The following is a 23,533-nucleotide window of genomic DNA, read 5'->3' as shown; positions in this document are numbered from 1 at the left end:
CTCATTTCTTTTCTGCGTCTTTATAAGTGTGTGGAGTCCATTTGCCCCATTTGGCCTCGTAGGTCGCTTTGTTTTGCTCGAACAGCGCCTGACGGTCGGCGCTTCGAAGCTTATTGAACGAAGCCGACAAGTGATGGTGGATGAAAACGTCCTCAGCGCAGCAAATGGTCTTGCCCAATAGCTCGACGCGACGGCAGTAGTCGTCATCTTCAAAGAAACCGCGACCGAAGGCTTCGTCCAGCGGGCCCACCGCTTCGTAGACTTCGCGGGAAAACATGACGCAGAAAAACGCGGCGGTCTGGATGTGCTGCAGCTTGCCGATATGGCTGTGGGTGTACTTCGCTGCTTCAACCAGCATTTCGTCCATGTTCTGGTAGCTGATCTGGATCTTGGCTTCGTTACCGATGTTGTTGGTCACCGGGCCGATGATGCCGATCGAAGGGTTGCGCTCCAGATGGCGATACAGCGTACGGATCCAGCCTGGTGTGACAAACGTGTCGTTATTGAGCAGAACCAGGTATTCACCATCGGCAATGGCCAGGCCCTGGTTGTTGCCCGCTGCGAACCCTCGGTTATCCTCGTTGAGGATGATCCTGCGGTTCTCGCCTTGAGTGACCCAATCGTTGAGCAGTGCCGGTGTGCCATCCACCGACGCGTTGTCGACAACGATGATTTCGAGGTTTTCGTGGTTGGTGTTCGCATCCAGGCTGGACAGGCAAGCCTTGGTCAGTTCGATGTTGTTGTAGGTCACCACGATCACACTGACTCGGGGCACGCTTCGCGCGTTTTCGATCCGTTGGATCATCTGTTCGGCGCGGTGGCCCCAGGTCTGGTTTCTGGCGAATGCCTGACGGGCCGGCACACGGGCGGCAGCATCGGGTGCATCAAGTTCTTCGCTGATCGCACGGATGAACTCTTCCGTGGTCGGCGCGGCATGCACCAGGTTTTCGAATTGCTTGATTTCCGGCAGGTCGACGGACACGACCGGTTTGCCGGCACTGAGGTATTCATAGACCTTGACCGGGTTGGTGGCCAGGGTCAGCGGAATCACCTGGAACGGCAACAGGCAGACGTCGAAGGCATGCAGGTACTTCGGCAGTTCGCTGTATGGCATTTCCCCGGTGAACGTGACGTTGTTCAAATGTGCCAGTCTGGCCCGGGCGCCTGCGGTGTCGGCACCGATCATCAGAATGCAGTGCTGAGGGAATGCCTTGGCAACGCTTTCCAGCAAATCAAGGTCGAACCAACCGGCGATTGCACCGTAATAGCCAATGATCTTGCGTTGCTGAGGGTCGACATATACGTCGGCCGGGCGTGCCGCGAAGTGTTCGAATTCGCCGGCATTGCGAATCAGGATCCGGTTTTGCGTGTGCTGCGATACGATTTCATCCAGCCAGGTGGAGGTGGTGATCGTGATATCGGCGTTGCGCATGAGCGCTCGCTCGATCGCCAGCACTTCTTCGGAAACGTCGCCGAATCCCTCGTGGTGATCCATGCAGTCATAGACCACTTCGCTGTCCGGCAGCATGGAGCAGGTTTCATACCAGAACGGATGCTGAACCATCGAAACGATCTGACGGCTTGCCGCCCAGTCCAGCACATGACCGATCGAACCTTTGAGCTGCTCGGCGATGTCGACACCCGGCGCGGTGGTGTAGATCACCGGGGCGCCTTTGGCGTACAGGTTGATCTGGAACAGCCGGCCATGTTCGTCCAGTTGCTCGACTTTGAAACCCGGGCGTGGGTCGTCAACCAGGTTGACGGACACATAGAACACCCGCCGACCCGCACCGGCCAGCGCTTGTGCCAGTTGTTGCGGGCGCTGGTGACGGAAGTGCCAGTCGATGACGCCCCAGAAGATGTAGTCGGCGAGGCCTTGCTGTTGCGGCGCAGGGCGCAGCGTCGGCAGATCGAACGAGTTGCCGCTCAACACCTGATTCTTCATGGCGGACAACGGCGTTTCGACGACCGTCGAATAGGATTGTCGTACGGCTTTTCTGACGGCGGCCGGCAAGGGGAGACGGTGGTAGACGCTGCGGAGCTTGTTTTTCAGGGCGCGCTTGTCCGCCGTCGAAAAGCCGTGACGGGCCATGCGCAGGGCCAGGCGCAAGGGTTTGGTCAATTTCCAGGAATGACTGTCGATGACTTGTTTGTATTGCGCTTCGACGCGCTTGAGCTGTTCGAAAACGACTCTGTGCGCTTCCACTGTCGCTTGATTCGCCGCTTCGCTGGCCTCCAGTGCGGCCAGTGTTTCGGCCTGTGTGGCGATCAGTTCAGCCTGTCGGTCTTCCAGATTGCGCAAAGCTTCCTCGAACTCGCCATGTTGGGATTCGAGTTGTTGACGTTGCGCCGCCACGCGATCTTTCAGATCGGTCCAACGTGAGTTGTCGGACTCGATATCGAGATCGTGCAAGTGCAGTTGCGTGCTCTGGGCATTGTCCAGGTTCGAATACACCAGCAGGATCTGCTCGCCACGCCAGTAGTTGGGTTCGTCCTGCGAGGTGTCGATGATGCTGCTGTGGGTCAATACCCATTTGCCGAAGCTTGCGGGGACGTTTTTAAAGTCGAAGGAGTAGAAGTGCTCATCGATCAGCTCTTGCTCCAGCTCTTGCTCTCTGAATGGCAGGAGCAGCACGATGAATTTTCCGGCCTTGGTACTGACCTGCTTGAGCACATTCCACGGCGCAGTGAAGTGTTCGAGCGTGTTGGATGAAAACACGACGTCCCAAGTCTCGCTGGTTCTTTCGCCCAGAAAGTCCTCGCAAAGAAATTTGTAGGCCGGGTAGGCTGCGGAAGCTTTCTCGATCGCTTCGGAGGAAAAATCCACGCCGACGAGGCCCGGCAGTTCCAGGCGCTTGGCCAGAGCCTGCGTGCCGTCGCCCTGCGCGCAGCCCCAATCGCACATCGTCAGGTTTTGATCCTTGATTTGTGCGATGAGCCAGTTCGGGATGTTTTTAGCCGCCACATCACTGAAGAAGATACTTTGTTCGCGACCGAAGTTTTCTTCCCAGTCGTTGGCAAAGCGATGATCCCAGTAAGCTTTGGAGTTGACTTCACCAGTCTCAATTGAATCGTCGGCAGGTTTTTTCATGGTGTAAGTGCTCCTTTACTCACTGCATCGTTTTCGATAGCGATGGATATTCTCGGCATGAACAATCCCGAGGCATTGCTGATAAATGACGAAGAAAAATACTGCGCGCCTTCCACATACTCATAGTAATGAATGGCGGCCGAAGTTCTGTTTTCGATGGCGGCAACTAACAGGTAGTCACCGGAGCACAGGAAGTTGTCCACTTCGAAGCACACTTCCTGGCCTTCACCATTGTCAGGTTCGAAAGTCAGCTTTTCATTCCAGGTCGTGCCGACGATAAGGTCACTGCCCGATAGATTCTTCAAAGAGAACGACACCGACAATCCTTCAGTCGACTTCAAGGCGCGAGTGCTGAACCTGATCTTGATGATCATTTTTTCGTGATCGTTGTACAGGTTCTTGCGCACCCCTTGGGCATCGAAGATGCCGGCACTTTCGATCACCCCGATGTGTGATCCCCAGTGATTGATGGGCTGCTCCACGTGGCGCGGTTGTACTGTGGCTTCGGGCGATGAAATGTCCGGACTTTTTTCCGGAGCTCGATCAAACAGGTGTTCGGTGTACTGGGCTGTGACCGGGAAAACATCACCGATCGCGCGAACGGTACCCTTGTCCAGCCACAATGCGCGGTCGCAGAGAGTGCGGACAGCCGCTACGTCATGGGAGACGAACAGGATGCTGACGCCCGAGTCCTTCATCTGCTTGATACGATCCAGGCACTTGGCCTGGAAGCGTGCGTCGCCCACCGACAGTGCTTCGTCAACCACCAGGATGCTCGGATCGGTATGCACGGCCACGGAGAACGCCAGGCGCACGTACATGCCCGAAGAGTAGGTCTTGACCGGTTGATTGATGAAGTCGCCGATTTCCGCGAACGCTTCTATATCGGCATATCTTTCGTTGATCTCATCGAGCGACAAACCGAGAATCGCTGCGTTCAGATAGACGTTTTCCTTGCCGGTGAACTCCGGGTTGAAACCGGCTCCAAGCTCCAGCAGTGCGGCGATACGGCCGCGTACATTGATCTCGCCTGAGCTCGGGTTCAGGGTGCCGCAGAGCATCTGCAGAAGGGTTGACTTGCCCGACCCGTTGCTGCCGATGATACCGACGGTTTCACCGGTCCTGACTTCGAACGAAGCGCTTTTGAGTGCCCAGAACTCGTTGAAATATTTGCGCTTGCCGCGAAACAGCATCTGCAGCAGTCGCTTGTGCGGCTTGTCGTAGATTTCGTAGCATTTGCTCAGGTTTTCGACGCTGATGGCCGGCTCAGAGTACATCGGCAAACCCCTTGCGAGTCTTTTGGAACCAGGCAAAGCCACACCAGGCCATGATGGCCCCGAAAATCAGCATGATGCCCCAGGTCATGAAGTCCGGAACCTGGCCGAATATCAGCACGTTGCGGCTCTGCTCGATGATGTAGGCCAGTGGATTGATGCGGATCCAGAATTGATATTTTTCCGGCAATGCAGTGATCGGAAAAAACACGGCAGACATGAACAGCATCACGGTAGTGAACATCACTGTGATCTGGCCGATGTCGCGCAGATAAACGCCGAGCGAGGCGAACAGCCAGCTCATGCCCATGATGCCGAGAAACAGCGGCAGCATGACAAATGGAAGCAGCAATGCTGTCCATGGAACGCTGTGATTGATGATGATTTGCGCAAGCAACAATACACACAGGCTGATGGCGGCGTGAAACAGTGCCGACATGAATGTGACCCATGAAAGTACTTCAAGCGGGAACACGACCTTTTTCACGTAGCTGACATTGGACGTTATCAGGGCCGGTGCGCGATTGATGCATTCAGCGAACAGGCCATGGATCAGAAGTCCGACAAAAAGAATGATCGCAAAGTCAGTCTTGCTTTCATCGGCCGATACACCCCAGCGCGCTTTGAAGACAACTGAAAAAACGAATGTGTAAATAACCAGCATCAAGATCGGGTTGAAAAAAGACCACGACAAACCCAATGTCGAGCCACGATAACGTCCCAGTACTTCGCGTTTGCTCAACTGCATTATCAAGCGTTTGTTACGCCAGAAACTGCTAATCATCTCTACAGGGTTTGCTGAATAATTTTGCATCAGGGGTTTGACTCGACTTCTTGTGCAGGTGGCCTATTGACGTTCAATTTTTATAGCGAGGAGTGACTGTCCATTTTTCCGGTAAGCCTGGGCGGTGCCTTATGGTTTTACCGGTACGAATCCATGAATTTCGCCTCAACCAGAGGGAACGGAAGGCTGCTAGATCGGTTTGGCCAGCGTTGACAGCCCAGCGTCTCGACCGCGCCGCGCATGGTATCGTATTGGGCCCTGCCATTTCACCCTGTAATCTCCGTTTTCCCGCGTCTTTGCCGGCTTGCACGCGTGCCAGTGCCCGTCTTGACACGGAGCTGACGCTTTCCATTCATCGATTCGGGTGCAGGGAGGACGACGGCATGTCGGGACTGACGTTTCACTTCAACGCTGACGCCATTAGTGGCGTTACATGGATGAAACAGCAAAGGCGAGGGGCAAGGCGCAATTTCACGACGTGGATTGTCATGCTGACCATGAAGTTTGCGGCCCGGATGGCTATACATGAAAGAGCCAGATCCGGGGCAACATTGACAGCTTCGAATTGTCTCACTACAAGAAACTCGGGTAGGCGGTTGCGGATGACAACGGTTTGCAACGAGATATTGCCAATATTTCACAACGCGCTGTGTTTCCATTTACGTACAATGGCGCGCAGGTTTTGTGAGCAGGCATCGTCGGGAGAGCGACTGGATATTTATGGATAAATTTAGGGTTTTCTTACTGAGTCTGCCCCGGCGGCAAAAGCGGCTGTTGCAAGTGGCAACTGACTGCATGCTGGTCTGGCTGGCGCTCTGGTTGGCATTCATCGTACGTCTGGGCATTGATGACATGTATAACCCTTTGCGCGTTCATTTCTGGCTGTTCACTTGCGCGCCTCTGATCGCGATCCCGCTGTTCGTCCGTTTCGGCATGTACCGTGCCGTGATGCGTTATTTCGGCAATGATGCCCTGGTTGCAATCATCAAGGCTGTCAGCCTTTCGTCGTTGATTCTGGCGCTCGTGGTTTACTGGTACAGCAACCACGAGGCGGTCATACCCCGCTCGATCATCTTCAATTACTGGTGGCTGAGCCTTGTCATCATTGGCGGATTGCGTCTGTGCATGCGTCAATATTTCATGGGTGACTGGTTCAATACGGTGCAGCATGTACCCTTTACCAACCGGGATGACGGGCTGACCAAGGTCGCGATCTATGGTGCGGGTGTGGCGGGCAATCAATTGGTCGCGGCGCTGCGTATGGGCCGGGTCATGCGCCCGGTTGCTTTCATCGATGATGACGCCAGCATTGCCGACCGCTCCATTTCCGGACTCCAGGTCTACAAGCCCAAGCATATCCAGCAAATGATCGATGTGACGGGGGCTCAGGAAATCCTGCTGGCGCTGCCATCGTCGACTCGCGCGCGTCGCCGCGAAATTCTAAATGTGCTGGAAGGTTTCCCACTGCATGTGCGCAGTGTTCCGAACTTTACCGATTTGGCCAGCGGACGGGTAAAAGTCGAAGACATTCAGGAAGTCGACATCGCAGACCTGCTCGGGCGTGACGCAGTTCCAGCGCAACCGGATCTGCTCGAACGTTGCATCAAGGGCAAGACGGTGATGGTCACGGGGGCTGGGGGCTCGATCGGGTCGGAGTTGTGCCGGCAGATCTTTGCGCATGCACCCACTACTCTTCTATTGTTCGAACATAGTGAGTTCAATCTGTACAGCATCCTTTCGGAGCTGGAGCAGCGTGGTGTCCGCGAGTCGGTGCCGGTTCGCCTCTTGCCGATCCTGGGCTCCATCCGCCATCAGGACAAACTCCTCGATGTCATGCGAACCTGGAAAGTCGACACGGTCTACCATGCGGCAGCTTATAAGCACGTGCCGATGGTCGAGCACAATATTGCCGAAGGGGTGCTCAATAACGTCATCGGAACCCTCAACACAGCGCAGGCGGCGTTGCAGTCGGGGGTTTCGAACTTCGTTCTCATATCGACCGACAAGGCCGTGCGTCCGACCAACGTCATGGGCAGCACCAAGCGTCTGGCCGAGATGACGCTCCAGGCGTTGAGCCGTGAAGTGGCCCCTGTGCTGTTCGGCGACAAGGCCAACGTGTCTCGTGTCAACAAGACCCGCTTTACCATGGTTCGCTTTGGCAACGTGCTGGGTTCGTCCGGGTCTGTTATTCCTCTGTTTCACAGCCAGATCAAGTCAGGCGGTCCGCTGACGGTCACCCATCCGAAAATCACCCGTTACTTCATGACCATTCCCGAAGCGGCCCAGCTTGTCATCCAGGCGGGTTCGATGGGGCAGGGGGGTGATGTCTTCGTGTTGGACATGGGTGAGCCGGTCAGAATCGTCGAGCTGGCCGAAAAAATGATTCATCTTTCGGGTCTGAGCATTCGTTCCGAGCGTAATCCGCAAGGTGACATTTCCATCGAATTCACCGGGCTGCGGCCAGGAGAGAAGCTCTATGAAGAGCTGTTGATCGGCGATAATGTCGCCGCCACGCCTCATCCGATGATCATGACCGCCAATGAAGATCACTTGCCTTGGGATGTGCTGAAAGGCAAGCTGGCCGAGGTCCTCACTGCCGTCGAAAAAGATGATTATTCGCGCGTCCGTCAGTTGCTGCGAGAGACTGTCAGCGGGTATTCCCCTGACGGTGAGATCGTGGACTGGATTTACCAGCAGCGGCGCTTGGAGCCCTGATTGCTTCACATCCTGTAACGGACACGTTTTTGACAGGCTCCCATCATCGCCTAAGTTTGGAGAGCAGCTTCGGAAAAGCTGCTTTCTCAATTGATGATGGAGCGTCACTTATGCGTACCGGATATTTCTACTCCCTGATTTTTGCCCTGCTGACCAGCGCCTCTATTGCTGCCATTGCTGCGCCTCTGGCTTCTTCAGAAGCGAACAAGGCACCCGTGGTGATGGACGCGTCAGTCACTTCTGAAAATCATAAGGTCGATCTGAACGGTGCCGACGCGGCCACTCTGCAAAAGGAATTGGCAGGCGTGGGCGAGGCCAAGGCGAAAGCGATTGTTGCTTATCGTGAAACAAATGGGCCATTTGCGTCCGTGGATGAACTGCTGGAAGTGAAAGGCATCGGCAAGGCGATCCTGGATCGCAATCGCGACAAGCTGGAAGTGAACTAAGCTGATTGTTCACCGCCAAGGGGCCGGTCATTGACCGGCCCTTTTTGCTTGCCGGTTCCTGAGTACACCGCAAGAGGGTTACAGCCTTTCCGTCGGAAAATAGAAAATTACGGCTATCATATTTGTTTCAGATTATGCCTATAATAATTTCAGTCGCCACTGAAGCCCTCTGCTTTTCAGCGGTCGCTCATTCCTCACGCATTCCAGGAGTATCTTCATGAATTCACCGAAATCCCAAGGTACGGCGCTGGTCACGGGCGCTTCTTCCGGTATTGGTGCGGTGTATGCCGAGCGGTTGGCGGCGCGTGGTTTCGATCTGCTGCTGGTCGCTCGTGACAAGGAGCGTCTGGAATCGGCTGAGAGCAAACTGCGAGACGCCCACGGCGTTCAGGTTGAGGTGCTCAAGGCCGACCTGACGAAAAAGGATGATGTGATCAAGCTTGAGCAGCGTCTGCGCAGCGATTCCAGCATCACGCTACTGGTCAACAATGCTGGCGTAGCATCCAACGGATTGCTGGCCAACGCCGATCCCGATGAACTGGAGAAGCTGATTCAGCTGAATGTCACGACCCTGACCCGACTGGCTTCGGCCGCCGCCGCTGCTTTCACCAGCGCCGGGCGCGGCACGATCATCAACATTGCATCGGTGGTTGCCCTGTTTCCTGAGCGTTTCAATGCCACCTACAGTGCCAGCAAGGCTTATGTATTGAGCCTCTCCCAAACGCTGAATGCGGAACTCGAAGGCACAGGTGTCAAGGTGCAAGCGGTTCTGCCTGGAGTGACGCGCACCGAAATCTGGGAGCGCTCCGGTTTTGATGCCAGCGGTATTCCTGCGGAGATGGTCATGGAGGCCGGCGAGATGGTCGATGCCGCGTTGTCCGGTCTGGATCAGGGCGAGCTCGTCACGATTCCTTCGCTGCCCGATGCCGGGGAATGGCAAGCCTTCGTCGCTGCCCGTCATGTGATGGCGCCCAACCTGTCCCACAGCTCGGCAGCCAGCCGTTACAAGTAAAAGTCTTTTGAGTCACGAGAGGTCAACCCGATATGGATCAGCGTCGAGTAGTTGTCACGGGTATGGGCCTGGTATCGCCCTTGGGAAGCGGTGTCGAAGTCGTCTGGCAGCGCTTGCTGGCGGGGCGTTCGGGATTGCGAAACCTGCCGGAGGCGGTCATTGCCGATCTGCCGACCCGGGTCGGCGGCGTGGTGCCGACGATGGAGGAAGACGCCGAAGCGGGTTTCGACCCGGATCGTGCGACGCCGCCCAAAGAGCAGAAGAAAATGGACCGTTTCATTCTGTTCGCGATGGAGGCTGCGCGTCAGGCGCTTGAACAGGCCGGCTGGCATCCCACCGAACCCCGCGCTCAGGAGCGCACGGCCACGATCATAGGCTCCGGTGTCGGCGGCTTCGGCGCGATCGCCGATGCGGTGCGCACCACCGACAGCCGTGGCCCGCGACGCTTGTCGCCGTTCACCATTCCCTCGTTTCTGGTCAATCTCGCCGCGGGGCATGTCTCGATCCAGCACGGTCTCAAGGGCCCGCTCGGTGCGCCGGTCACCGCGTGTGCCGCCGGCGTGCAGGCGATCGGTGATGCGGCCCGGCTGATTCGTGCCGGTGAGGCCGACATCGCGGTGTGCGGCGGTGCGGAAGCCTGCATCGATCGCGTCAGTCTTGCCGGTTTTGCGGCAGCGCGTGCTTTATCCAGTGGCTACAACGACACGCCCGAACGCGCCTCGCGCCCGTTCGACAGCGGACGTGACGGGTTCGTGATGGGCGAGGGCGCCGGGCTGCTGGTGATCGAGTCGCTGGAGCACGCACTGGCGCGCGGCGCACAGCCGCTGTTCGAACTGGTCGGCTATGGCACCAGCGCCGACGCCTATCACCTGACCGCCGGGCCGGAAGACGGCAGCGGTGCACGGCGGGCGATGACACTGGCGCTGGCCCAGGCCGGTATAGCGCCGGATCAGGTGCAGCATCTGAACGCGCATGCGACATCGACGCCGGTGGGCGACCTCGGTGAGTTGGCCGCAATCAAGTCGGTGTTTGGTGCGCAAAACGCAATCGCCGTGACCTCGACCAAATCCGCGACGGGGCATTTGCTGGGTGCGGCGGGAGGTCTGGAAGCGATATTCACGCTGTTGGCGATCCGCGATCAAATCGTTCCGCCGACCCTCAACCTGGAAAATCCCGATCCGGCAAGCGAAGGCGTAGACATCGTTCACGGCCAGGCGCGGTCAGTACCGATCGAATATGCGTTGTCCAACGGGTTCGGCTTCGGCGGGGTCAATGCCAGCGTGCTGTTCAAGCGCTGGCAGGCTTAGTCTTCCGTTCGTTTTAGATGTTCGCGGGTGACGTCGAGGATGCGTTGCGCCAACCCGGCATCCGCGACACTGCGCGACAGCAGCAGCGCTCCGGCCAGCGTCGCCATGATAACGATGCTGCGCTCGGGAGCGTTCTCGCCTTCAAGGGTGCCTTCGATCTGGTCCAGGCGCGCCTTGAGCACTTCATCGCTGGTCGGGCTCGGCTGGCCGCGCAACCCCAGCTCCGATGAAATGGTAACCAGCGGGCAGCCTTCATGCGGCGTGGTCTGATGCCACTCGGACAGGTAGGTGTCGATGAACAGCGCCAGCGGATTCTCCTGGGCGAAGATCTCCGCGCACAAGCCGGCCACTTGATCGCCGGCCGCTTGCAGGGCTTTTTCAACGAGTTCGTCCTTGGACTTGAAGTGCGAGTAGAAACCGCCGTGCGTCAGGCCCAGTGCTTTCATCAACGGCTGCAGACCGGTCGCACCAATGCCGTCCTTGCGAAACCGCTCGGCCGCTTCCTTGATAATGCGCTGATGGGTCTGGGCTTTATGATCCTGCGAGTAACGCATTTAAACTCTCCGCAACAAGATCGCCATCTTAACCAATGCAAATTGAATGGTGACTGTACTTCTACTTCTAAAAAAACGGCCGGTGACTCCGACATGTTCGTAACAGCCATCAGCGGTTGGCACGGATAGTGGTTGCAGCTTGCAAAGTTGCCATCGCTTGAGGAGCAGGAGAATCATGTACAAAGACTACCCGGCCGCCTATCAGGTCAGCAAAGGCTCGGCGTTACAGGTCAATACACCTTTCTACGAACGGATTCGCGACCGCAAGGACGGGCGCACGCTGATCGAACAATTCGAAGTGCCGATCCGCACCGGGCGGGCCTGGCACGTGCCGGCGGGGCATGTGTTTCGAGTCACCACACCGGTCGGGCCCCAGGTGGGCGATTTCAATGTGTGGAACGCACACGATCCACGCGAACGGATGTGGGCTGCGCGCACCCGGCAACTGCAGGGCGCGCATGTCAGCACCCACGACCGGTTGTGGTCGAACCTGCCTTTCCTGCGACCTCTGGTGACGATCACCGATGACAGCCTGGCGGACTATGGCATCGATGAGCACGGCGGGCGCCTGCACGATTTGCTCGGCACGCGCTGCGATCCCTATGTGAACAAAATGCTCACCGGCGAGGATTTCCATCATCACTGCCATTCCAACCTGACCCGCGCCGTGTTGCCCCATGGCCTGACCGAGTTCGATGTGCATGACGTGCTGAACATCTTCCAGTGCACCGGCCTGAATCACGATGACCTGTATTTCATGAAGGCCTGCCCGGCGCAGAAGGGCGATTACCTGGAGTTCTTCGCCGAAATCGACTTGCTGTGCGCGTTGTCGACCTGTCCCGGTGGTGATCTGTCACTGGCGATGTGGGGGCCGGACGCGCAGGACCCGCTGAACGTCTGCCGCCCGCTCGGGGTGGAAATCTATCGTCTGGACGACGCGCTGCTCGAAGGCTGGAGCCAGCCGGAACGCGCGGCGTACAAAGGCCTGCATGGCTTGCACATCGCCAAGGCCGACTGGGAAAAATAATCGCGACAAAAAACAAACCCCGCCGATTCAGGCGGGGTTTTTCGTTCAGCGGTCCTGCGCGTCCTTGATGTCCGCTTCGGCATTGCGTTCAGCGACGCGCTTGCGTTGTTCATCGGTCAGTTCGACCTTGTTGGCGGTGTCACGCAACATCATCAGACCGCCGACGATCGAGCCGATTGCAACGACCAGAATCAACCAGGCATACCAGGGCATAACGGCTCTCCTTAAGGGCAGGTCGACGGGCGAGGGTTTCGTCGTGCAACGCTGCATACCACTTTGAGCGAAGTGCATTCGCAGTGGTTCCATTCTAGGCCGGTTATGCCCGTCGCGGTTTACAGTCCGGTGAGCATGGCGTCTGCCGGGGCGTTGGCGCGCAACTGGCCGGTCAACAGGAAGTAGCCGAAACCGACCGCCATGAAACCGAGGAAGATCAGTCCGATCAACGCATTGAACCAGGCCATCGCCACCAGACACACCACGGCCAGCACCAGTGCAATCAATGGAATCAGCGGATAGCACGGCGCGCGGAAGGTGCGCTCCAGATTCGGTTCGGATTTGCGCAGTTTGAACAGGCTGAGCATGCTCATGATGTACATCACGATCGCGCCGAACACCGCCATGGTGATCATCGCGGCGGTGAGGGTCATGCCGCCGAGGTTGATCAGGCCGTCGCTGTAGATCGCTGCGATGCCGATCACGCCGCCGGCGATGATGGCACGGTGCGGGGTCTGGAAGCGCGACAGCTTCGCCAGCGAGGCGGGCAGATAACCGGCGCGGGCGAGGGCGAAAAATTGCCGCGAGTAGCCAAGAATGATCCCGTGGAAACTCGCCACCAGCCCGAACAGGCCGATCCAGACCAGCATGTGCAGCCAGCCGGAGTTGTCGCCGACCACGGTTTTCATCGCCTGAGGCAGCGGGTCGTTGATGTTCGACAGGGTGCGCCAGTCACCGACGCCACCGGCGAAGAACATCACGCCCATGGCCTGCAACACCAAGGTCAGAATGCCGCTGATGTAGGCCTTGGGAATCGTGCGTTTCGGGTCCTTGGCTTCTTCGGCGGCCATGGCGGCGCCTTCGATGGCGAGGAAGAACCAGATCGCGAACGGAATCGCCGCGAACATCCCGGCAATCGCCGGAGCACCGAAGATGTCCGAGCCGGCCCAGCCATTCAGCGCGAAGTTGCTAAAGCTGAAGGCTGGCGCGACTACGCCCATGAACACCAACAACTCGGCGACGGCCAGTACGCAGACGATCAACTCGAAGGTCGCGGCCAGTTTCACACCGAGAATGTTCAAACCCATGAAGACGATGTACGCGCCGACCGCCGCGTGTTTCGGATCAAGTGCCGGAAACTGCACATTCAGGTAGGCACCGATCGCCAAGGCAATCGCCGGCGGGGCGAAGACGAATTCGATCAGCGTCGCCAGTCCGGCAATCAGCCCGCCTTTTTCACCGAAGGCGCGGCGACTGTAGGCGAACGGCCCGCCCGCGTGGGGGATCGCCGTGGTCAGTTCGGTAAAGCTGAAGATGAAGCAGGTGTACATGGTCGCGACCATGAACGAGGTCACCAGAAAACCCAGGGTTCCCGCGACGCCCCAGCCGTAACTCCAGCCGAAGTACTCCCCGGAAATCACCAGCCCCACCGCAATTCCCCACAGGTGCAAGGTGCCCAGCGTGGGTTTGAGTTGTGTGTTCATGTGTTTGCTCCCTGAACGGTTTGGAAAGCTCGGGAAGGGCGTGTGCAGTGGGCGTGCCATTTTGTATTGGCGGGTCGTAAAGAGCTGAAAGCTGTCGTATCGGGGATGTTCGCGGCTTGATGGCTGCATTGTTGTGCGCCAGTTGGGTGCGATGTTGTCAGTGCTGCCGTCTTCGCGGGCAAGCCCGCTCCCACAGGTGTCAGCGGTGCCTGGACGCGCGCATTTCAAATTGTGGGAGCGAGCCTGCTCGCGAAGAGGCCCGTCCACACGACGCAAAACTCACCTGTAACGCCCGCGTAAACCCACTCTTTACGCTTTCTTTATGCCCTGCACACACCCTCGCTCTCGTTCCTTTACAGCCTCCTTTCCGACAATGCCTCCACACGCGGCAATACGCCGTAACACGGAGATCTTCCATGAGCGTTCTGGACGGGGTGTCACTGCTGCTGGCAGTGGGGCTGTTCATTTATCTGTTGGTTGCGCTGTTGCGCGCGGATCGGACTTAGGAGCGGCTATGCACAGTTATGACTATTGGCTGATCCTCGCATTCTTCGCGGTGGTCTTGCTGCCGGCGCCGTTCCTCGGGCGCTTCTACTACAAGGTGATGGAGGGCCAGCGCACCTGGCTGACGCCGATTCTCGGCCCGGTGGAGCGCGGCTGTTACCGTATCGCCGGGGTCAATCCGCAGGACGAGCAGAGCTGGCAGAAGTACACGTTGGCGTTGCTGGCGTTCAACCTTGCCGGTTTTCTGCTGCTGTTCGCGATCCTGCTGTTCCAGGATCACCTGCCGCTGAACCCGCAAAACCTGCCGGGCCAGGAGTGGACCCTCGCGTTCAACACCGCCGTCAGCTTCATGACCAACACCAACTGGCAGGCCTACAGCGGCGAAGCGTCGCTCAGCTACCTGAGTCAGATGGTCGGCCTCACCGTGCAGAACTTCGTCAGCGCCGCCACCGGCCTCGCCGTACTGGTTGCGCTGTGCCGTGGCATCGGGCGCAAGTCCACCAAAACCCTGGGCAACTTCTGGGTCGACATGACCCGCGCCACCCTCTATGGCCTGCTGCCGCTGTGCCTGCTGCTGGCGCTGTACCTGGTGTGGCAGGGCGTGCCGCAGACCTTCGCCCAATATGTGAATGCAGTGACGATGCAGGGCGTTGACCAAGTCATCCCGCTCGGCCCGGCCGCCAGTCAGATTGCGATCAAGCAACTGGGGACCAACGGTGGTGGCTTCTTCGGCGTCAACTCGGCGCATCCGTTCGAGAACCCGACCGCCTGGAGCAACCTGTTCGAAGTCGCGTCGATCATCCTGATCCCGGTCGCGCTGGTGTTCACCTTCGGCCACTACGTGAAGGATCTGCGTCAGAGCCGCGCCATCATCGGTTGCATGCTCGCGCTGTTCATCATCGGCGGCGCCACTTCGCTGTGGGCCGAATATCAGCCGAACCCTGCCTTGAACAACGTCGCCGTTGAACAGACTGCGCCGCTGGAAGGCAAGGAAGCGCGTTTCGGCACCACCGCCACCGTGCTCTGGTCGGTGACAACCACGGCGGCGTCGAACGGCTCGGTCAACGGCATGCATGACAGCCTCAACCCGCTCAGCGGCATGGTCGCGCTGGTCAACATGATGGTCGGCGAAGTGATCTTCGGCGGCGTCGGCGCGGGGCTCTACGGCATGTTGCTGAACGTGCTGATCGCGGTGTTCCTCGCCGGTCTGATGATCGGCCGCACCCCGGAATACCTCGGCAAGAAACTCCAGGCCCGCGAAGTGCAACTGTTGGTGGTGACCCTGCTGGTGATGCCGGTCGGCGTGCTGGTGCTCGGCGCGATTGCCGCCAGCCTGCCGGGTCCGGTGGCGGCGGTGAGCAACCCCGGTCCGCACGGTTTCAGTCAGTTGCTCTACGCCTACACCTCGGCCAGCGCGAACAACGGCTCGGCGTTCGGCGGTTTCGGTGCCAACACTGCGTTCCACAACCTGATGCTCGGTCTGGGCATGTTGATTGGTCGCTTCGGTTACATCCTCCCGGTACTGGCCCTGGCCGGCAGCCTGGCGATGAAGAAAACCGCACCGATCGGCCAGAACAGCTTCCCGACCCACGGCCCGCTGTTCGTGACCCTGTTGACCGTGACCATTTTGCTGGTGGGCGGCCTGACCTTCTTGCCGACCCTGGCGCTCGGCCCGATTGCCGAACACCTGAGCATGGGCTTCTAAGGAATCCATCATGAATATGCATGTTCCAGCTTCAAAACCAGCGGCAGCTGCCAAGTCGGCTGAAGCTCCGAAAACCGCGATCAGCGCCCTGTGGCGCCCGGCGCTGGTGCAAGCGTTCGTCAAGCTCGACCCGCGCCAGTTGCAGCGCTCGCCAGTGATGCTGGTGGTCGAACTGACAGCGATCCTGACCACCGTGCTGTGCTTCATTCCCGACAGCAGCGTGCCGACCTTCGTTGCGGCGCAAATCGCCCTGTGGCTGTGGTTCACCGTGCTGTTCGCCAACTTCGCCGAAGCGCTGGCCGAAGGTCGCGGCAAGGCTCGCGCCGACAGCCTCAAGGCTGGCAGCGAAGGCCTGAGCGCCCGACGCAAACTCGCCAACGGCAGCTTCCAGGTCGTGCCAGCCACCAGCCTGCGCAAGGGTGATGTGGTGCGCGTCGAAGCGGGGGAGATGATCCCCGGTGACGGCGAGGTCATCGAAGGCATCGCGGCGGTCAACGAAGCGGCGATCACCGGTGAATCGGCGCCAGTGATTCGCGAGTCCGGTGGCGACCGTTCCGCCGTCACCGGCAACACCCGGCTGGTGTCCGACTGGCTGCTGGTGAAGATCACCGCCAATCCTGGCGAATCGACACTGGATCGGATGATTGCGCTGGTCGAAGGCGCAAAGCGCCAGAAGACCCCGAACGAAGTGGCGCTGGACATCCTGCTGATCGGCCTGACCCTGATCTTCCTGCTGGTGGTCGTGACCTTGCAACCGTTCGCCCACTTCGCCAACGGCAGCCTGCCGCTGGTGTTCCTGGTGGCGTTATTGGTCACGCTGATTCCGACCACCATTGGTGGTCTGCTGTCGGCGATCGGGATTGCCGGGATGGATCGGCTGGTGCGCCTGAACGTGATCGCCAAGTCCGGTCGCGCGGTGGAAGCGGCGGGTGACGTGCACGTGTTGCTGCTGGACAAGACCGGCACCATCACGTTCGGTAACCGTCGTTGCAGTGCGGTATATGCCGCGCCGGGTGTGAACGCCCGTGAGCTGGCCGAAGGCGCGCTGTTCGCCTCGCTGGCTGACGAAACCGCTGAAGGCAAGTCCATCGTCGAGTACCTGCGCGGCTCCAATCCGCAGCCGGAACCTTCGCCGGAAACCCTGACTGCCGTGCCGTTCAGCGCGGAAACCCGCTTGTCCGGTGTCGACTACCAGGGCCGTGTGTTCCGCAAGGGCGCGGTGGATTCGCTGCTGGCCTTCCTTGGTCAGCAACGCAAGGATCTGGCCCCGGCGCTGTCCCGGGAAATCGACAAGATCGCCCAGAGCGGCGGCACCCCGTTGCTGGTTTGTGCCGACGGCAAATTGCTCGGTGCGATTCATCTGAAAGACGTGGTCAAGCCAGGCATCCGCGAGCGTTTCGCCGAGCTGCGCAAACTGGGGATTCGCACGGTGATGGTGACTGGCGACAACCCGCTGACCGCTGCCGCGATTGCCGCTGAAGCGGGCGTCGACGACGTACTGGCCGAAGCCACACCGGAGAAGAAACTGGCGCGCATCCGTCACGAGCAGAACGACGGTCGTCTGGTCGCGATGTGTGGTGACGGCGCCAACGACGCCCCGGCGCTGGCCCAGGCTGACGTCGGCATGGCGATGAACGACGGCACACAAGCCGCGCGTGAGGCGGCCAACATGGTCGACCTCGACAGCGACCCGACCAAGCTGCTGGACGTGGTGCAGATCGGCAAGGAATTGCTGGTGACCCGTGGCGCGCTGACGACCTTTTCCATCGCCAACGACGTGGCCAAGTATTTCGCGATCCTGCCGGCCCTGTTTGCCGCGATCTACCCGCAGCTCGGCGTGCTGAACATCATGCAGTTAAGCAGTCCGCAGAGCGCGATCCTGTCGGCCATCGTCTTTAACGCTTTGATCATCGTGGTGCTGATTCCGTTGGCCCTGCGTGGTGTGCGGGTGCAGGCAGCGAGCGCGGCGGCGCTGCTGCGTCGCAATCTGCTGATCTATGGCCTGGGCGGGATTCTGGTGCCGTTCGTGGGGATCAAGGCGATCGACATGCTGTTGACGGCGTTGCATCTGGTTTGAACCTGAACAGCGGTGTGCCGGGCACACCGCTTCAAGCACGAATTCGAGGATTTTGAAATGTCCACACTGTTACGTCCGGCCCTGAGCCTGCTGGTGCTGATGACCCTGGTGACCGGCGTTGCCTATCCGCTGGTAGTCACGGGCGTCGCGCAAGTCGCCTTCCCCGAGCAGGCCAACGGCAGCCTGGTGCGCGATGCCGAAGGCAAAGTGCGCGGCTCGTCGCTGATCGCTCAGGATTTTGTCGGCGATGCCTGGTTCCATCCGCGTCCATCGGCCGGTGCTTTTGCCACCGTGTCGAGCAGTGCGAGCAACCTGTCGCCAAGCAATCCGGCGCTGGCCACTCGGGTGATCGATGACGCCAACAAACTGCAGGTGCCCGGCCAGGGCCCGGTGCCGCTGGCGCTGTTGACCACCTCCGGCAGCGGTCTCGATCCGCACTTGCCACCGGCGGCGATTGCCTATCAACTGGCGCGTGTCGCGGCCGCGCGCAATGTGCCGGTGGCGACCTTGCAGCAACTGCTGGACGCGCACATCGAACAGCCGCTGGTGGGCCCGCCGGTGGTGAATGTGCTGGCGCTGAACATGGCGCTGGAAAAGCTCTGAGTCGGTGGCGCGGCCAATCGCTGGCAAGCCAGCTCCCACAGGAGCACGCATTCCCCATGTGGGAGCTGGCTTGCCAGCGATGACGGCAGTCCAGGCAATACACAAACATCAGGAAGAGAGCTTCAAGCATGAGTGACTCCGGCCGCGCCGACGCGCTGTTAGCAGAACTGCCCCGCGACGGACGCGGCCGGCTCAAGGTTTTTCTCGGCGCAGCGCCAGGCGTGGGCAAGACCTATGCGATGCTGCAGGCCGCCCACAGCCAGCTGCGCCAAGGCGTGAAAGTCATCGCCGGGGTGGTCGAAACCCACGGCCGCGCCGAAACCGAAGCGCTGCTCGGCGGCCTGCCGCAATTGCCGCTGGTGCGCTCGGAATATCGCGGCGTGACGCTCGAAGAAATGGACCTCGACGGCCTGCTCGCCGCCAGGCCGAAACTGGTGCTGGTCGACGAACTCGCCCACAGCAATGCTCCCGGCAGCCGTCACGCCAAACGCTGGCAGGATATTCAGGAACTGCTCGCCGCCGGCATCGACGTCTACACCACGGTCAACGTCCAGCACCTGGAAAGCCTCAACGATCAGGTGCGCGGCATCACCGGCGTGCAGGTGCGCGAAACCCTTCCGGACTGGGTACTGCAGGAAGCCTACGAACTGCTGCTGATCGACCTGCCACCGCGGGAACTGCTTGAGCGTCTGCGCGAAGGCAAGGTCTACGTGCCCGAGCAGGCGCGGGCGGCGATCGATGCATTTTTCACCCAGACCAACCTCACGGCGCTGCGCGAACTGGCGATGCAGACCGCTGCCGCGCAGGTCGATAACGATCTCGCTCAAGGCTATCGCCAGCTCGGTCAGGCGGCGCCAGCGGTGCGCGGGCGCTTGCTGGTCGGGGTCGACGGCGATGCCCAGGCCGAACGGCTGGTGCGCCATGCCAGCCGGGTCGCCCAGCGTCGGCATTTGCCGTGGAGTCTGGTGCACGTCGACAACGGCAGCGTGCGCGACGAGCAATCGCGCCTGCGCCTGCAAAGCGCCCAGCAACTGGCCGAACGCCTCGGCGGCGAGGTGGTGTTGCTGCGGGCCGGCGAAGTGGCGAAAACCCTGATCCAGCATGCCGCTGAACGGCGGGCGAGTCTGGTGCTGGTCGGCCAGTCGCGACCGCGCCTGCGCAGGCGTCTGTTCGGTGGAGGGCTGGCGGCGCGCTTGCTGCGTCAGGCCCACGGTCTGGAAATCAACGTGCTGGACAGCGATCAGCAACAGCATCAACCGCGCCCGCGTTCAGCACCGACGCTGGTGTGGTTCGACTATGCGCTGGCGCTGGTCGCCACGGTATTGGCCAGTGCGCTGGCGTGGGCGGTGTCCAGCGTGCTGCCGTTGCCGAACATCTCGCTGGTGTTTCTGGCGGCGGTGTTGCTGGTGGCGGTGCGCAGCAGTCTCGGCCCGGCGCTGGCCTGTGCGGCGCTGTCGTTTCTGACCTATGACTTTCTGTTCATCCCGCCGAATTTCTCCTTCAGCATCCAGCGCGAAGAAGACGTGCTGACCTTGCTGTTCTTCCTGCTGATGGCGGCGCTCACCGGCAACCTCGCGGCCCGCCAGCGCCGGCAATTACAGGCGTTGCGCGACACCCAGGAAGAGACCACCGAACTGCTCGACCTGTCGCGCAAACTCACTGCCGCCACTGACCGTCAGGCCGTGGTCAGCGCCGCCGCGCAGCACCTCAATGGCTGGAGCGATCTGCAACTGTGTCTGCTCAATCGCGACGGGCAGGGCGGCTGGAAAGTCGAAACCGGCGGCCCGCTGCAATTCACTGAATCCGAGCGCGCCGCCGCCGACTGGGCCTGGCAACACGATCAACCGGCAGGCATGGGCACCGGCACGCTGCCGTTCGGCCGCTGGTGGTGGTGGCCGCTGTCGGTGGAAGACGGACCGCTGGCGCTGCTCGGTGTGTGTGCCAAAGAGGGCCAGACCTTGAGCGGCCAGCGTCGTCGTTTGCTCACCGCGTTGAGCCAGCCGCTGGCTCAAGCTTTGGCCCGAGCACAACTGGCCGATGATCTGGAAGCCGCGCGCCTGCACGGCGAAACCGAGCAACTGCGCAGCGCCTTGCTGGCCTCGGTGTCCCACGATCTGCGCACGCCGCTGACCTCGATGCGCGGCAGCATCGACAGCCTGCTGGCCCTCGGCGAAGCGATCCCGCTGGAGGATCGCCGCGAATTGCTCGAAGGCACTCGCGATGAGGCCGAGCGTCTCGATCGCTACATCCAGAACCTGCTGGACATGACCCGTCTCGGCCACGGCGCCCTGAAGCTGGCGCGGGACTGGGTGTCGCCCGCAGACATCGTCGGCAGTGCGCTCAATCGTCTGCGGGCTGTGTTGTCGTCGTTGCAAGTGAGCACCGATGTACCGGCCGAGTTGCCGCTGTTGTACGTGCATGCCGCGTTGATCGAACAGGCGCTGGTGAACGTGCTGGAAAACGCCGCACGATTCTCGCCGTCCCACGGCCGTCTGCATCTGCGCGCCGGGGCGGATGACAGCGAGGTGTTTTTCTCGGTGAGCGATGAAGGGCCGGGGATTCCGGTCGATGAGCGGGCGAAGATTTTCGACATGTTCTACACCGCTGCCCGAGGTGATCGGGGCGGGCAGGGGACGGGGTTGGGGCTGGCGATCTGTCAGGGCATGGTCGGTGCCCACGGCGGGCGGATCAGTGTCGGCGACGGCATCGACGGGCGTGGCACCTGCATCACCCTGCACCTGCCGTTGCAGACGCAACCGGGGATGGACGGTGAAGCCTGATCCGCGCTGCGCTACTCTCTTGCCACTCTTTTGTGTTGATGTGAACTCATGAGCCAGACCGCGACCATTTTGGTCATCGATGACGAACCGCAGATCCGCAAGTTTCTGCGCATCAGCCTCGCTTCCCAGGGCTACAAAGTGCTGGAGGCCGGCACCGGCGCCGAGGGCCTGGCCCAGGCGGCGCTGAACAAACCGGACCTGCTGGTACTCGACCTCGGCCTGCCGGACATGGACGGCCAGCAAGTGCTGCGCGAGTTTCGCGAATGGGCCACGGCGCCGGTGCTGGTGCTGTCGGTGCGCGCCAGCGAAGGGCAGAAAGTCCAGGCACTGGATGGCGGCGCCAATGACTACGTGACCAAGCCGTTCGGCATTCAGGAATTTCTCGCCCGGGTACGCGCCTTGTTGCGTCAGGCACCTGCCGGAGAAGCGCAGCAGGCCGCGTTGAATTTCGGCCCGTTGACCGTGGACCTGGCGTATCGCCGGGTACTGCTCGACGGCGTCGAGGTCGCTCTGACCCGCAAGGAATACGCAGTGCTGGCGCAACTGGCGCGGCATCCGGGGCGGGTGATCACCCAGCAGCAATTGCTCAAGGACATCTGGGGCCCGACCCACACCGAGGACAGCCACTACTTGCGGATCGTGGTCGGGCATCTGCGGCAGAAACTGGCAGACGATCCAACCCGGCCCCGGTTTATCGTGACCGAGGCTGGCGTCGGTTATCGCTTGTTGAGCGAGAGCAGCCTTTAGTTCTGTTCGCTCTCATAGCGGTCGAGGGTATCCCGGGCAATCTCGCGACCCAGCGCGATCAGTTCCGGCGCCTTGTAGAACTCGAAGAACCGGCACACTCGTTTCGGCACGTTGATCAGGATGTCCGGCGGATACCCGGCGATCTTGTACTGCGCCAGCGAGGTCTGCATCACCTCGAAACTCTGGTTGATCAGATCGAGCAATGAAGCCGGCCCGACGTTATCGACGATGAATGATCCAGTGGCGGATTTCGGTGCGCCGTCGCGCTCTGGCGCGGCGGCCGGTTGCTGGGCTTCCGGTTCAGCGCCTTCGACCCATGGATTGATCTCCGCCGCTTCGGCACGCAGCGCTTCCTGTTCCAGCATCAGCAGTTGCTCGGCCTGCTTGCGGCGGAACGGCATCTTTGAACCCAGCGAAGTGATCAGGCTGTCGAAGCGCGTACGGAACGCGGCAGGGCGCTGGATCACCGGCAGTTTGTAATGGCGCTGGTTGGTCGAGTTGAGATTGACCGCGATGATCAGATCGCAATGGCTCGACACCACCGGCACGATCGGCAACGGGTTGAGAATGCCGCCGTCCACCAGCATCCGGTTGCCCTGCATCACCGGGGTGAACAGGCTGGGAATCGCCGCCGAAGCTCGCATGGCCTGATGCAGGCAGCCTTCCTGGAACCAGATTTCCTGTTGGTTGGTGAGGTCGGCGGCTACGGCGGTGTAGGGAATGCGCAGGTCTTCGATGTTGATCTCGCCGACGATCTTGCGGATCTGGCCGAAGACTTTTTCGCCACGGATCGCACCGAGGCGGAAGCTGACGTCCACCAGGCGCAGCACGTCGAGGTAATCCAGGCTTTCGATCCAGTTGCGGTACTCGTCGAGCTTGCCGGCGGCGTAGATTCCACCGACCACGGCCCCCATTGAACAGCCGGCAATACAACTGATGTCATAGCCCCGTCGTTCGATCTCTTCAATGACCCCGATATGGGCATAGCCCCGGGCGCCACCGGAGCCCAGCACCAGTGCGACACGCTTTTTCATCCAACTTCCTCCCGACAAGGTTGCACAATGCACCCATCGAGGGCCGGGCTTCAATCGGCGGGGTCGCTCGAGGCGGCGATGGCGTCGTTTTTTCGATACTTCATGACCCGTCGGCGTTATCTTTTGCAGTGCGGCGCAATGGCGGGGCACAAGGCACTTTTTCGCTGGCGCACCGT

Annotated in this window: 18 protein-coding genes; 11 read left to right on the top strand and 7 right to left on the bottom strand. The window is 60.2% G+C overall.

What is annotated here, in order from left to right; genetic code table 11:
• Nucleotide 1 precedes the first annotated feature (1 nt).
• The 3 genes from AWU82_RS00665 to AWU82_RS00655 are packed head-to-tail and all read right to left on the bottom strand — an operon-like array spanning nt 2 to nt 5,179.
• Nucleotides 2-3,091 carry a glycosyltransferase gene (locus AWU82_RS00665; RefSeq protein WP_084777058.1) on the bottom strand — a complete coding sequence of 1,030 codons (3,090 nt, stop codon included), beginning with the start codon at nt 3,089-3,091 and terminating at the stop codon, nt 2-4.
• A complete protein-coding gene (locus AWU82_RS00660) occupies nt 3,088-4,368 on the bottom strand; it encodes an ABC transporter ATP-binding protein (RefSeq protein WP_064383359.1) in 1,281 nt (426 codons plus the stop codon). Before AWU82_RS00660 ends, AWU82_RS00665 begins: the two co-directional genes overlap by 4 nt.
• Nucleotides 4,358-5,179 carry an ABC transporter permease gene (locus tag AWU82_RS00655; protein WP_064383357.1) on the bottom strand — a complete coding sequence of 274 codons (822 nt, stop codon included), beginning with the start codon at nt 5,177-5,179 and terminating at the stop codon, nt 4,358-4,360. Before AWU82_RS00655 ends, AWU82_RS00660 begins: the two co-directional genes overlap by 11 nt.
• A 690-nt stretch (nt 5,180-5,869) precedes the next feature.
• On the opposite strand from AWU82_RS00655, the gene AWU82_RS00650 reads away from it, so the two are divergent.
• The 4 genes from AWU82_RS00650 to fabF all read left to right on the top strand — a co-directional run bounded on the left by AWU82_RS00650 (nt 5,870) and on the right by fabF (nt 10,629).
• A complete protein-coding gene (locus AWU82_RS00650; RefSeq protein WP_064383355.1) occupies nt 5,870-7,864 on the top strand; it encodes a polysaccharide biosynthesis protein in 1,995 nt (664 codons plus the stop codon).
• 110 nt (nt 7,865-7,974) lie between these two features.
• Nucleotides 7,975-8,310 carry a ComEA family DNA-binding protein gene (locus tag AWU82_RS00645; RefSeq protein WP_064383352.1) on the top strand — a complete coding sequence of 112 codons (336 nt, stop codon included), beginning with the start codon at nt 7,975-7,977 and terminating at the stop codon, nt 8,308-8,310.
• A 217-nt stretch (nt 8,311-8,527) separates the two neighbouring features.
• Nucleotides 8,528-9,322 (top strand): SDR family NAD(P)-dependent oxidoreductase, encoded by a 795-nt coding sequence (locus AWU82_RS00640; protein ID WP_064383351.1) that lies wholly within the window; start codon nt 8,528-8,530, stop codon nt 9,320-9,322.
• A gap of 32 nt (nt 9,323-9,354) precedes the next feature.
• A complete protein-coding gene (gene fabF / locus AWU82_RS00635) occupies nt 9,355-10,629 on the top strand; it encodes a beta-ketoacyl-ACP synthase II (protein ID WP_064383349.1) in 1,275 nt (424 codons plus the stop codon).
• Here the strand turns inward: fabF and AWU82_RS00630 are convergent.
• Entirely contained in the window at nt 10,626-11,183 is a 558-nt protein-coding gene (locus AWU82_RS00630; protein WP_064383347.1) for a TetR/AcrR family transcriptional regulator, read from the bottom strand. The two genes, fabF and AWU82_RS00630, sit on opposite strands and share 4 nt — an antisense overlap.
• Before the next feature lie 175 nt (nt 11,184-11,358).
• Between AWU82_RS00630 and AWU82_RS00625 the strand changes: the two genes are divergently transcribed.
• On the top strand, nt 11,359-12,210 hold the full coding sequence (locus AWU82_RS00625) for an urea carboxylase-associated family protein (protein WP_064383345.1): 852 nt from the start codon (nt 11,359-11,361) through the stop codon (nt 12,208-12,210).
• A gap of 45 nt (nt 12,211-12,255) precedes the next feature.
• On the opposite strand, the gene AWU82_RS00620 is transcribed toward AWU82_RS00625, so the two are convergent.
• Nucleotides 12,256-12,423, bottom strand: a complete 168-nt coding sequence (locus AWU82_RS00620; protein ID WP_007950938.1) for a DUF2897 family protein — start codon at nt 12,421-12,423, stop codon at nt 12,256-12,258.
• Between the two features lie 119 nt (nt 12,424-12,542).
• Nucleotides 12,543-13,907 (bottom strand): ethanolamine permease, encoded by a 1,365-nt coding sequence (eat, locus tag AWU82_RS00615; protein WP_064383344.1) that lies wholly within the window; start codon nt 13,905-13,907, stop codon nt 12,543-12,545.
• A 416-nt stretch (nt 13,908-14,323) separates the two neighbouring features.
• Between eat and kdpF the strand changes: the two genes are divergently transcribed.
• The 6 genes from kdpF to AWU82_RS00585 all read left to right on the top strand — a co-directional run bounded on the left by kdpF (nt 14,324) and on the right by AWU82_RS00585 (nt 22,323).
• Nucleotides 14,324-14,413: a K(+)-transporting ATPase subunit F gene (kdpF, locus tag AWU82_RS00610; RefSeq protein WP_007950940.1), complete on the top strand. Its 90-nt coding sequence runs from the start codon at nt 14,324-14,326 to the stop codon at nt 14,411-14,413.
• An 8-nt stretch (nt 14,414-14,421) separates the two neighbouring features.
• Entirely contained in the window at nt 14,422-16,116 is a 1,695-nt protein-coding gene (gene kdpA / locus AWU82_RS00605; protein WP_039770510.1) for a potassium-transporting ATPase subunit KdpA, read from the top strand.
• Between the two features lie 10 nt (nt 16,117-16,126).
• Entirely contained in the window at nt 16,127-18,193 is a 2,067-nt protein-coding gene (gene kdpB / locus AWU82_RS00600) for a potassium-transporting ATPase subunit KdpB (protein WP_064383342.1), read from the top strand.
• A 57-nt stretch (nt 18,194-18,250) separates the two neighbouring features.
• The gene (gene kdpC / locus AWU82_RS00595) at nt 18,251-18,796 is read left to right on the top strand and encodes a potassium-transporting ATPase subunit KdpC (RefSeq protein WP_064383340.1); all 546 of its coding nucleotides are present in this window, start codon (nt 18,251-18,253) and stop codon (nt 18,794-18,796) included.
• A 128-nt stretch (nt 18,797-18,924) separates the two neighbouring features.
• On the top strand, nt 18,925-21,576 hold the full coding sequence (locus tag AWU82_RS00590) for a DUF4118 domain-containing protein (protein ID WP_064383339.1): 2,652 nt from the start codon (nt 18,925-18,927) through the stop codon (nt 21,574-21,576).
• A 48-nt stretch (nt 21,577-21,624) separates the two neighbouring features.
• Nucleotides 21,625-22,323, top strand: a complete 699-nt coding sequence (locus AWU82_RS00585) for a response regulator (protein ID WP_039770498.1) — start codon at nt 21,625-21,627, stop codon at nt 22,321-22,323.
• On the opposite strand, the gene AWU82_RS00580 is transcribed toward AWU82_RS00585, so the two are convergent.
• The gene (locus AWU82_RS00580) at nt 22,320-23,357 is read right to left on the bottom strand and encodes a patatin-like phospholipase family protein (RefSeq protein ID WP_064383337.1); all 1,038 of its coding nucleotides are present in this window, start codon (nt 23,355-23,357) and stop codon (nt 22,320-22,322) included. The two genes, AWU82_RS00585 and AWU82_RS00580, sit on opposite strands and share 4 nt — an antisense overlap.
• Nucleotides 23,358-23,533 lie beyond the last annotated feature (176 nt).

Origin of the sequence: Pseudomonas glycinae (assembly GCF_001594225.2) — a bacterium.
Lineage (GTDB): Bacteria > Pseudomonadota > Gammaproteobacteria > Pseudomonadales > Pseudomonadaceae > Aquipseudomonas > Aquipseudomonas glycinae.
The sequence above is the reverse complement of the archived record's forward strand: the minus strand, read 5'-3'. Positions and strand labels throughout refer to the sequence as shown.